This is a genomic window from Patescibacteria group bacterium (assembly GCA_018900835.1).
GTDB lineage: Bacteria > Patescibacteriota > Minisyncoccia > Minisyncoccales > PEYH01 > PEYH01.
In genome coordinates this window covers 124,121-135,012 of the sequence record JAHIFQ010000015.1, presented here as the reverse complement: position 1 = coordinate 135,012, position 10,892 = coordinate 124,121, and the positions used below count along the sequence as shown (strand labels likewise).

10 protein-coding genes and 1 tRNA gene are annotated in these 10,892 nt (G+C 39.1%); 9 read left to right on the top strand and 2 right to left on the bottom strand.

The annotated features are described in order from the left end of the window. The 9 genes from KJ562_03295 to rplU all read left to right on the top strand — a co-directional run. The coding region (locus KJ562_03295; protein MBU3964715.1) for a hypothetical protein at positions 1-274 on the top strand (274 nt) is incomplete at its 5' end. A 5-nt stretch (positions 275-279) separates the two neighbouring features. Beyond that, positions 280-2,370: a hypothetical protein gene (locus tag KJ562_03290; protein MBU3964714.1), complete on the top strand. Its 2,091-nt coding sequence runs from the start codon at positions 280-282 to the stop codon at positions 2,368-2,370. A gap of 185 nt (positions 2,371-2,555) precedes the next feature. Next, complete coding sequence (gene mraZ, locus KJ562_03285; GenBank protein ID MBU3964713.1) at positions 2,556-2,987, top strand: division/cell wall cluster transcriptional repressor MraZ; 432 nt, start codon at positions 2,556-2,558, stop codon at positions 2,985-2,987. A gap of 51 nt (positions 2,988-3,038) precedes the next feature. After that, a complete protein-coding gene (rsmH, locus tag KJ562_03280; protein ID MBU3964712.1) occupies positions 3,039-3,977 on the top strand; it encodes a 16S rRNA (cytosine(1402)-N(4))-methyltransferase RsmH in 939 nt (312 codons plus the stop codon). Beyond that, positions 3,974-4,285 (top strand): hypothetical protein, encoded by a 312-nt coding sequence (locus tag KJ562_03275; protein ID MBU3964711.1) that lies wholly within the window; start codon positions 3,974-3,976, stop codon positions 4,283-4,285. The genes rsmH and KJ562_03275 overlap by 4 nt, the downstream gene beginning before the upstream one ends. A 2-nt stretch (positions 4,286-4,287) precedes the next feature. After that, the gene (locus KJ562_03270) at positions 4,288-5,988 is read left to right on the top strand and encodes a penicillin-binding protein 2 (protein ID MBU3964710.1); all 1,701 of its coding nucleotides are present in this window, start codon (positions 4,288-4,290) and stop codon (positions 5,986-5,988) included. Positions 5,989-6,047: 59 nt separating this feature from the next. Then, positions 6,048-6,119 (top strand) — tRNA-Glu (locus KJ562_03265). Between the two features lie 353 nt (positions 6,120-6,472). Further along, a complete protein-coding gene (locus tag KJ562_03260; protein ID MBU3964709.1) occupies positions 6,473-7,486 on the top strand; it encodes a DNA recombination protein RmuC in 1,014 nt (337 codons plus the stop codon). 109 nt (positions 7,487-7,595) lie between these two features. Beyond that, on the top strand, positions 7,596-7,910 hold the full coding sequence (gene rplU / locus KJ562_03255) for a 50S ribosomal protein L21 (protein MBU3964708.1): 315 nt from the start codon (positions 7,596-7,598) through the stop codon (positions 7,908-7,910). Here rplU and dnaB read toward each other — a convergent pair whose 3' ends face one another. Both dnaB and cysS read right to left on the bottom strand, forming a co-directional pair. Then, the gene (gene dnaB / locus KJ562_03250; GenBank protein MBU3964707.1) at positions 7,911-9,317 is read right to left on the bottom strand and encodes a replicative DNA helicase; all 1,407 of its coding nucleotides are present in this window, start codon (positions 9,315-9,317) and stop codon (positions 7,911-7,913) included. 84 nt (positions 9,318-9,401) lie between these two features. Next, on the bottom strand, positions 9,402-10,829 hold the full coding sequence (gene cysS / locus KJ562_03245) for a cysteine--tRNA ligase (GenBank protein MBU3964706.1): 1,428 nt from the start codon (positions 10,827-10,829) through the stop codon (positions 9,402-9,404). Positions 10,830-10,892: the final 63 nt, after the last annotated feature.

The window sequence follows — 10,892 nt, the reverse complement described above, 5'->3', positions numbered from 1 at the left end:
TGTTTTTCCAATGCTTCATGGAAAACCAGTCAGGACTGCGGTAGCGATTCTTGGACTAACAATTACAGATGTTCAGGAGATTCAATTCAAAGAGAGAAGAACAAAAAAGGATGTTCTGGTTCTTCTTGCTACAATTACAATGAGTGGGTTAGTGAATACGATTGCGCTGTTGATGGAAAAACTTGCAGCAATGGACAGTGTATTACTACATGTCAATGTGGCGATTGGAATTCTTGGAGTAATCAAGGATGCGCTCAAAGCGGATGCAGTTTAGGACAAATGTATCAGACCAGGACAAGAGATTGCAGTCCGAGCGGTTGTAGTACTCAAAGTGAATCAAAATGTACAAACGATTCCAGTTGTAATCAACCCACTTGTCAAGACGAATGCGCTGCAGTTGGACAAACAACCTGTAATGACAGCGGTTCAAGAAAAATTTGCGGAAACTATGATTCTGATTCTTGTTTAGAGTGGTCAAGTCCGGAAAGTTGCGGAAATGACACTTGCAATGGAAGTACTCGCAGGGATTTTTATTGTTCAGGCGGAACCTGTTCTTATAATGATTCTACTTGTTCTTCGCAGTGTTATTCCTGCGGAAACGGTGTTTGTAATTCTGAATGCGGAGAAACTCAATATAATTGTTCGCAGGATTGCGGGCAGTCATGCCAAAGCGAATGCGCTTATTCTGGACAAGTGAGGTGCTATAACAGTACTCACAAACAAACTTGTGGAAACTATGATTCTGATTCTTGTTTAGAGTGGTCTTCAGTTGAAAGCATTTTGGGTTCTACATACTGTGGTTATGGAAGCTGTAATAGTAACCAAAAACCAAACTGGTATTGCGTTGGGGGCATAGCAGAATATACCTGCAACAATGATTCCAGTTGTGGATGCAACGACTGCAACAATTGCAACAACTGTAATAATTGTAATAATTGCTACAATAATAACGACCACAAATCCTGCTATAACAATGATGTCTATTGGTATGATTCCAATAACAGCAGACAGGATAAATATGAGGATTGCGGAGATGACTCCTGCACGACATGGAGTTCTCCTTATTGTTCAGGAGACAGCGTTTATAAAGAGAGAACTTGTTATGACAAAGGATGCTCTGGGAACTCTTGCTTTAGCAATTCATCTTTACAGAAGGCCTTTGTGAAAAAATGTGCAAGCGATGAGACATGCAAGAACGGCCAGTGCGCGGAAGAGCAGGAATGTACTTCAGGCCCTTGTTGTGATGGACAAAATTATAAAAGCTCAAGCACTGTTTGCAAGAGCGAATCAGAAATAAAATACAGCTGCCCTTGGGGAGCTGGGTGCGGAGCAGATGTGGGACAGAGTTCCAGATTAAGATTTAGATATTGTTCCGGAGACAGCAACCAATGCGATGGAAATTGGGGAAGCTGGGGAAACTGGTCTTCTCCGATAGTGTCTGATTATTGTTCAAGCAATGAGACCTGTTTTATCGGTGATTCAACATGCAATTATAATTCAACCTGTTCAGTAACTCCAATAACACAGACAAGGCAGTGCTATGATAATGATATCTATTGGTATAATAGTTCAGGAATGCGCTTAAGCAAATATATGGATTGCGAAGACGATAACTCCTGTACGCTTGATAGATGCGACACAGACAGATGTTACCATGATTTAAAATGCGACGGCACGACTTGTAGCAAAGATTCTGTTGATTATTGTTCAAGTTGTCAGCATTGCGGAGATGGGGTGGTAAATTGTGATGAAACATTTTGCGAATGCCCTGTTGATGTAAAATTACCGACTGCTGACACAGTGGCAGTATCTGTTCTGGCGAAAAAGTCAGGCATTGACGATGGCTGGAAAAAAACTATTTCAGCAGAGCCAGGAGACAAACTTTCATTCTTAGTTATTGTGGCTTCTTCTGGAAACGAAACCATTTCTGATGTTAAGCTTGAAAATCTTTTACCAACAAATCTTGATTATTTGGGAAATTTGAAAGTTGACGATACTCCGTTTATTGGCAATATTCTGGCTGGGCTTGGTTTGGGAACCCTGGCTCCAAAACAATCTAAGTATATAAGTTTTGACGCTAAAGTTGGCGATGCCAGTGAATTCTTTTCAGGCACCACTTATCTAAGCTATTTAAGCACTGTTGGATATAGCGGAGACAAGACAACCAGCGATAGTGTAAATATTGAGATATTAAAGAGTATTGGAGGAACGGCTGCTGCTGGAACAATTTTTTCCCAGATTGTTAAAATAATCGGCAGTTTAGCTTTTTGGCTGGTGATATTGTTCATCCTGATATTGAGCGGGATTCTTGTTTTCAGCGGTTATTACTGGATGAAAAAGAAAAGGGAAGCAGAACTGGTGCGGTTGTAATAGGCGCGGTTCTAAAACTAATTAAAATCTGAAACAAAAAGTCGGCCTTCGATAAACTCAGGCCGACTTTTTGCTCTAAAAGTTTTCCACAGGAGAGTGGTTGACTGGTGGTTGATTGTGGGGTATAAAGAAGATGTTGTGGAGAAAGGTGGGGATAACTTTTAATAACTGTGGATAACTCAAACATGTTCATAGGCGAATACACATATTCATTAGACACAAAAAGACGGTTAGGCATACCGGCTAAGCTTAGAAAATCTTTAGGAAACAAGGCAGTTATTACCAAGGGATTGGACAACTGTCTTTTTCTTTTTTCCGTAAGTGAATGGGAAAAATTAGCCAAGTGGTTGAGTGAGCTTCCGTTCCAGAAAGCTGACGCAAGGGGATTCTCCCGTTTTATGCTTTCTGGCGCCAGTGAAGCAGCGATTGATTCTTTGGGAAGGATATTGATTCCAGATCATTTGAAAAAATATGCTGGGTTAAAAAAGAAAACAATTATCGCCGGCATTTCCAATAGAGTGGAAATCTGGGATGAAGCAAGATGGAAAAGTTATAACCAAAAGACCGAAAAAGGAATGGAAGATATGGCAGAACGATTAACAGAAGTAGGGTTCTGATTCAAAAGAGTTATAAGAGACGAAAATAAAAATGATTTGCGAGGTAGAAAAATGCACACACCAGTACTTACAAAAGAAATCATAGAATGGCTTGACCCGAAACCAGGCGAGAATTTTATTGATTGCACTTTTGGGGAAGGAGGGCATAGCTTCGCCTTGTTAGATGTAATCGGGTCGAATGGGAAGGTCTTAGGCATAGAAGTAGACCCAGAGCTTTACAAGAAATTCCAGCAAGAGGGCGAAATCCAAAATCCATCTGTTATTAGAAGCCACAGCGTTGCAGACGAGAAATCCAAAATCCAAAATAGATTGCTGCTGGTAAATGATTCTTATACCAACCTTAAAAACATTATTGCGGAACGGAACTTCGGGCCAGTGAATGGAATTGTAATGGATTTAGGCCTGTCAAGTTGGCATTTTGCGGAAAGCGGAAGGGGATTCTCTTTTAGAGAGGATGAAACGCTTGATATGAGGTATAACCCGCAGACCAATTCCTTGACTGCTCTTGAAATAATAAATAGCTACACAGAGGAGGATATAGAGAAAATCTTGAAGGAATATGGGGAAGAAAGATTCGCCAAGATTATTGCTCGGAAAATAGCAGAGAAGAGAAAAGAAAAACCGATTCGCACGACATTTGATTTAGTGGAAGTTGTTTGGTCAGCGCTTCCTTCTCGCTTTCAGAGAAAAAAACTTCATCCAGCCACCAAGACATTCCAAGCGTTGAGAATAGCTGTTAATTCTGAAATAGAAAATATAAAGAAGGGGCTGGTGCAAGCAGCAGAGGTCTTGGCAAAAGACGGAAGAATCGCTGTGATTTCTTTTCATTCTCTGGAGGATGGAGAAGTAAAAAGATTTTTTAAAAGATGCCAAGAGATTAACATTTTTGAAATCATCACGAAAAAACCAATTATTCCAGGTCTCGATGAAATTAGCATTAACCCTCGTTCAAGGTCGGCAAAATTAAGAATAGCCAAAAAAATAATATGACAGCTCGGATTAAAAAATTTCCTGTTAAAATAAATCTAAAATTCATTTGGGGCTTATCTATTTTTTCAATCATAGGACTGATTGCTGTGTGGGTTTTGCAAATGCAGTCCTTATCCCAGAACTACGCTATGATTTCTGGCATTCAGGATAAATTAGCTGGCTTGCCAAAAGCAGATTCAAGCAGTTCGCTATTGGCTTCTGTCCAAGAAATTCCTGAACTGGACAAAATAGCACAAAACCTTGATTTTGAAAAAATAGATAAGGTTCTTTATATAAGGTCAGCAGGGAGCACAGCATTGGCTAAATAATAATGAGGTTTGCAAGAATTAACTTAATTTATTTTTTAGTTTTTCTTTTTGGAACAGCTGTTGTTGCCCGTTTATTTTTTCTTCAGGTAATAAATGGTGAGCTTTATAAGGCCTTGGCAAAAGGACATCAGGAAATATTTCAGCAAATCTCCGGCGAAAGAGGAGATATTTTTTTATACGATAAAGACAAAATTGTTCTCGCAGCCACTAATAAAGAAAGCAGGTTTTGTCATGTTGCCCCAAAGTTGGTACAGGACAAAGAGAGAGTCGCTGAATTGTTGTCATCCGCGCTTTCAATAGATAAAGATGATTTGTTCAAAAATATGGTTGCTAACAGCGAACGGCTTTTCCTTCTTGTCAAAAGAAATATTTCAGAAGAGGAGAGACAACAGATTCAAGAACTTGGATTAGATGGAGTTTTCCTTGACCAAGAGCGCCAACGGCTATACCCATTTGGCCAACTGGCTTCTGATGTGTTGGGCTTTGTCAATCAAAGCGGAGAAGGGCAATATGGAATAGAGGGTTATTGGAACAGCGCATTGGCAGGGCAGGAGGGATGGCAGAAGATATCTTATGGTCCCTTCGGAAGATTGTCAGACGGTGACACAATTGGTTCTATGAAAGGAGTGGATTTGATTCTGACTATTGACAAAAACATCCAGTCCCAGGCAGAAAAGATTCTAAAGGACTTTTCCGAGAAATTTGGTTTTAAATCAGGCCAAATAATAGTTATAGACCCGGTTTCAGGCAAGGTTATGGCTTTGGCTGATTTTCCCGGATTTAATCCTAATAATTTCCAGGAATATGCTGGAAATAACCAGATTGAGCTTTTCCAAAACAAGGCGATTCAGACGGTCTATGAGCCGGGCTCGGCCTTTAAGGCAATTACTATGGCATCTGCTTTGAACGAGGGGAAAATTACCCCTGATACCACTTATATAGACACAGGCAAGGTGGTGATTAAAGACAAAACAATTACCAATTATGATAACAGAATTTGGGGCGAATCAACTATGACGCAGGTCTTGGAAAGGTCTATCAATACGGGCGCAGTTTTTGTTCAAAGACAATTGAGCAACCAAGCATTTATTGATTATTTGGAAAGGTTCGGGGTCTTTGAAAAAACCAATATTGATTTAGACGGCGAGACATATTCAGAGAACAGAGAGTTTAAAAAGGGCTGGGAGGTAAATTATGCCACTGCTTCTTTTGGTCAGGGAATCAATATGAATCTGATGCAAATGGCAAGAGCGTTTTGTGTTATCGCTAATAAAGGCAAGTTTGTCCAGCCATATGTAGTTGAGGCGGTTATGGAAGCTGGGATCAAGAAGCCATTTTTATTAGATAAACCGCCAGACCAGATTATCTCTTCAAACACTGCAGAAGACCTTACTAAGATGCTTATTGCAGTTACAGAGAGCGGCTATGGCAAGGATGCCAGTGTTGCTGGATATTATGTTGCTGGCAAGACAGGAACATCTCAAATTCCATATTCCGCACTTGGCATAAACAAGGCAGGATACAGTGAAGAAACATGGCAGAGCTTTATTGGTTTTGCGCCTGCCTTTAATCCAAAATTTGTGATAGCTGTAAAATTAGACAGCCCCAAAACAAGAACAGCCAGCGAATCAGCGGTTTTTGTTTTCCAAAACTTAGCAAAATATATTTTGGACTACTATCAAATTTTGCCGGAAAAAGAATAATTCCCTCCAAAATATCAAATTTGCTATTTTTGTTTTTTTGTGTTATCATAATTTCGCTTGGCCCCATCATCTAGTGGTTAGGATACATGATTCTCAATCATGGTACACGGGTTCGACTCCCGTTGGGGCCACATTGCGCAAAACCTCTTTGTTTGTAAAGGGTTTTGGGCTATATCCATGTTCAGATTAAAATCCGCCGAGATCGTTTCTCGGCAAATTTTTTGTGTTGCAAAAGCTTGATTTTTCGTTATATTTATCATATGATATAAATATTCAAAGGAGGGTTTATAGAGGGTTTATAATGGACAGGTCGAAAATCGTTGAACTACGGAGAATGCTTGTCTCTCATCATCATATCAGGGGGAGAAGTGTCTATGCCAGAAGACCTTGTCCCGAAGTAATCCATTCACGGGAGGCGTAGCTCATTGCCCGCCTCCCATTCTAATTTGCCTTAAACCCTTGTTAATGCTAATATATTCTTGATATGAGCGATGCTTTATTAATCATTCTGTTTATACTTATTGCAGGAGGCGTGATAGCTTCTGTTCTTTTCCTTACCCGTAAGAAAGGCGATATAGACCAGAAACAAAATGATTCTATTAGGGACTTGGAAAGAAGGTTGACTGACTTAATGTCAGCTCAATTGAAGGAAATAAGAGGGAGTGTTGACGGAAGTTCCAAGGCAATGAATCAGCAGATTTCTTCGTTCACTAGAGAAACCGTCCAAATCCGCGAGGATATGAAACAGGTCCAAGAAGTAATGAAAAGCATTTCTTCTTTTCAAGAGATATTCAGGTCTCCGAAATTGCGAGGAGAATGGGGAGAGGAAGGTTTAGAGCAAATTTTAAACGAATATTTTCCCAAGGAACTTTACACAACACAGCATTTATTTTCTTCAGGTGAGCAGGTAGATGTGGCGCTAAAGCTTCCGAACGATAAGATTCTTCCGATAGACGCGAAATTCTCGTATGATAATTATAGGAAAATGGTTGAATCGGAAAAAGATGAAGAAAAAAAGATTTTTCGCAAAAAGTTTATAGAAGACACAAAGTTAAAAATCCAGGAAATTTCTTCAAAATATATCTTGCCAGCAGAGGGGACTACTGACCAAGCGATTATGTATATTCCTGCTGAAGCGGTCTATTATGAGATAACAATGATGAAAGAGGAGGACTTGGCAAAATATGCCCGTTCTAAGAAAATAATTTTAGCTTCACCAAATAATATCTTATTAACGCTTTCTGCTGTGAGCCATTGGTATAAGGATGTCCAGATAACAAAAAAGACCCAAGATATCTTAAAAAGATTGACAAAAATACAACAAGATGGCAAAAAGATATTGGATGACTTCAGGAAATTAGGGAATCATTTAAAGAACGCTGTTTCATCTTATGATAATTCGGAAAAACGAATTTCTTTATTCGGCGATAGGGTAGAGAGATTATTGGATAATGTGCCCGAGGAAAAACAGCTACCATCTGGAGATAATGATCAATGATAAATTATTCATTCAAAATTAAAAATTAAAAATTAAAAATTAACCTGCCCGCAATGCTTCGCAAGCGAGATGGCTCGCATAACGATGCAGGCGGGAAATTAATTTAAATATGTTAGCAGTAATAAAGACAGGCGGAAAACAATATATTATTAAGCCCGGCGATAAAATCAAAGTAGAAAAATTAGAAAAGAAAGATGGCGAGGAAATAACCTTTGACGAGGTTTTATTATTGGAGAGAAATAAAAAATTAAGCATTGGCACCCCTACAGTCAAAGGCGCGAAGGTAGTTGCAAAAGTTTTGGAAACAAAAAAAGGCAAGAAAGTTATTGCCTTCAAATATAGCCCAAAAAAGAGATATAAGCTTAAAAAGGGACATCGCCAGGCCTATACCTTAGTTGAAATCAAAGAGATTCCAGAAGCGTAATTATGGAAGGATGTCTTCTAATTCAATTCCTTCTGGACCTTCAAGCTCTCTTTTCTCAAGATTTCTAAAACTTGCTCTTGGTTCGTCAAAAAACAACTCGACCTTGCCAACAGGGCCGTTTCTGTGTTTCGCTATCAAAATATCAGCAATGTTTTTTCTGGCAGTGTCTTGTCTGTATTTTTCTTCTCTATAGATAAATAAAACCACATCCGCATCTTGCTCTAGCGCGCCGGTTTCACGAAGGTCTGATAGTTTCGGTATTGCTGGAGTTCTCTGCTCAACAGCCCTTGATAATTGAGATAATGCCAACACCGGAACCGCCAATTCTTTAGCCAACCCTTTAAGCGAGCGGGATATTTCAGTCATTTGTTGAACCATTTGCATATTAGCCATTCTCGGCTCCATCAATTGAAGATAATCAACAATCAATAAAGACAAGCCATGCTGGATTTGCAATCGTCTAGCCATAGCCCTCATCTGCATTATATTAATCCCGGCAGTGTCATCTATAAAAATAGGGGCTTCTGACAATACTCCGAGAGCATGTTGTATTCTTTCAAAATCATTTTCCGGTCCATCTCCAGAAAGGTGCCCAGTTCTCAATTTCCAGAGGTCAACATTTGATTGGCTGGCGATGAAGCGGTCAATCACTTGGTCTTTAGACATTTCCAAACTGAATAGGCCGACTGGTTTTTTCTCGTTAACTCCGATGTGGCGGGCAATATCTAATGCCAGTCCACTTTTACCGATTGAAGGTCGAGCAGCCAGGATTACAAGGTCTGATTTCTGAAGTCCGGAAAGAATTTTATCCAAATCCACAAATCCGGTTGGGACTCCTCTTGGTATGCCTCTATGCTTTGAAAGATTATCAATTCTCTCAAAAGCGCCTTCTAATTCGCTTTTTATAGGGGTAAATTGCTGGGAAAGAGACCGTTGGGCAATATTGAATATACGGCTTTCCGCTCTGTCTAAGAGAACATCCACTTCCTCCTCTTCATTGAATCCCATACTGCCAATTTCATAGGAGGTCTGGATAAGGTCTCTCAAGATTCTTTTTTTCTGGACAATTTTTGCGTAATCCAGAACATGCATTGCGTTAGGCACAGAGTTTATGAGTTCTGTGAGATATGATTTTTCGCCTATTGACGCTAATTTCCCTTTTTCCTGTAACCGGGACGACAAAGACAGGAAATCAATTACCTCATTTCTATCAAAGAGGTCGCGCATTGATTCAAAAATTGTTTGGTGCTGGTTTTTATAGAAATCGCGGGGTTGTAAAAAATCCACGACTTTTATAATCGCGTTTCTGTCAATCATTAAACTGCCGAGCAATGACTTTTCCGCCTCAATGTTTTGAGGAGGAGTTTTATCTGGCAGAGCTTGATTGTTTTTTGAGTAATCAACCATTACCTCCATTCTAAACAAATTCCGAGTTTTGGCAAGGGGACAGAAATGTCCGCCTGTGGCGGACATTTCTGTCTGTGGATAAAGTTAGCCCTCATTTCTTTTTATCATTATTCCATTAGCCGTGTCTTTTATTGTAAACCCTAATCGTTCAATTTGTTTCCTAATTTCATCCGCCTCTTGCCATTGGTTGTTTTTTCTGAATTTCTCTCTTTGTTTTGCTAATCCTTTTATTTTTTCTGGGATATCTTCTTTTTCGTGCGGGAAAATAAAGTTGAAAATTTTATCAATTTCTTTCAGGAATTCCAAAATCTTTTTTGCCTGATTTTTGTCAATTTCGTTTTTATCAAGCAGGGGATTTATTGTTTTTATCATCCCAAACAAAATAGCCATGGCTTCTGGAGTATTAAAATTATCCTCCATCGCTTTTTCAAATTGTCCTTCGGCACATCTAATGAGAGAATTTAACTTTTTATTTTGACTTTTAACTTTTGACTTTTGACTTGTTGTTTTACGCTTTTCGTTTTGCGTTTTTAGCCTTTCCACAAGATCGTCAATCCTTTCTAACCCCTGCTTTGCTTGAAGAATGTTTTTTTCTGTCCAGTCAAGCGTGCTTCTGTAGTGGCTTGAAGCAACAAACATTCTTATAGTTCGCGAATCCCATTTTTTCAAAACTTCATCTATGGTTATAAAATTACCAAGTGATTTGGACATTTTTTGTCCATCTATCATTAAAAGCCCTCCATGCAGCCAATATTTTACAAATGGTTTTTTCTTGGCAAGCGCTTCGGTCTGGGCGATTTCGTTTTCATGGTGTGGGAATATTAAATCCATGGCGCCTGCGTGAATATCAATCTGTTCGCCTAAATGTTTTTTTGTCATTACTGAACATTCAATATGCCAACCCGGCCTGCCTTGACCCCAAGGGCTTTCCCAAAAAGGTTCGCCTTTTTTGGCTTTTTTCCACAACACAAAATCAACTGCTTGTTCGCGCTCGTATTTGTCTGTCTCTACCCGCGTGCCTGTTTTTGCTTTCTTAATCTTAATACCCGAGAGTTTTCCATAGTCCTTGAATTTTGAAACATCAAAATAAACAGAATCGTCTTTTTCATAAGCAAAGCCCTTTTCCTCCAGCTCTTGAATAAATTTTATAATCTCCTCTATATTATCTGTCACTCTTGGATAAATAGTTGCCGGCTTAATGCCAAGTTTTTTCTGGTCTTCCAGAAAAAGCTTTGTGTATTTGTTTCCAAGGGTAAAAATATCGGTTTTCTGTATTTGGGCGGTTGCGATTATGTCGTCGTGAATATCAGTGATATTCATAACATATTTCACATTATAGCCCTTATGCTCCAAATATCTCCTGATAATATCAAAAGCAATATATGTACGCGCATGCCCAATATGTCCGGGCCCATAAACCGTTGGCCCGCAAACATAAAAAGCCACCTTTTTATCTTTCAAGGGATTGAATTCCTCTTTCTTCCTAGATAAAGAATTATATATCTTAATCATTTATTTATTTAACCGTTAGTTTATTCTAATATATTTCCGCTTTTTACTCAAATTTTCCATGAA

Bases quoted from the DNA above. Each gene is read 5' to 3' on its own strand.
- KJ562_03290 (MBU3964714.1), top strand. From the start codon at position 280: ATGTATCAGACCAGGACAAGAGATTGCAGTCCGAGCGGTTGTAGTACT.
- mraZ (MBU3964713.1), top strand. From the start codon at position 2,556: ATGTTCATAGGCGAATACACATATTCATTAGACACAAAAAGACGGTTA.
- rsmH (MBU3964712.1), top strand. From the start codon at position 3,039: ATGCACACACCAGTACTTACAAAAGAAATCATAGAATGGCTTGACCCG.
- KJ562_03275 (MBU3964711.1), top strand. From the start codon at position 3,974: ATGACAGCTCGGATTAAAAAATTTCCTGTTAAAATAAATCTAAAATTC.
- KJ562_03270 (MBU3964710.1), top strand. From the start codon at position 4,288: ATGAGGTTTGCAAGAATTAACTTAATTTATTTTTTAGTTTTTCTTTTT.
- KJ562_03260 (MBU3964709.1), top strand. From the start codon at position 6,473: ATGAGCGATGCTTTATTAATCATTCTGTTTATACTTATTGCAGGAGGC.
- rplU (MBU3964708.1), top strand. From the start codon at position 7,596: ATGTTAGCAGTAATAAAGACAGGCGGAAAACAATATATTATTAAGCCC.
- dnaB (MBU3964707.1), bottom strand. From the start codon at position 9,317: ATGGTTGATTACTCAAAAAACAATCAAGCTCTGCCAGATAAAACTCCT.
- cysS (MBU3964706.1), bottom strand. From the start codon at position 10,829: ATGATTAAGATATATAATTCTTTATCTAGGAAGAAAGAGGAATTCAAT.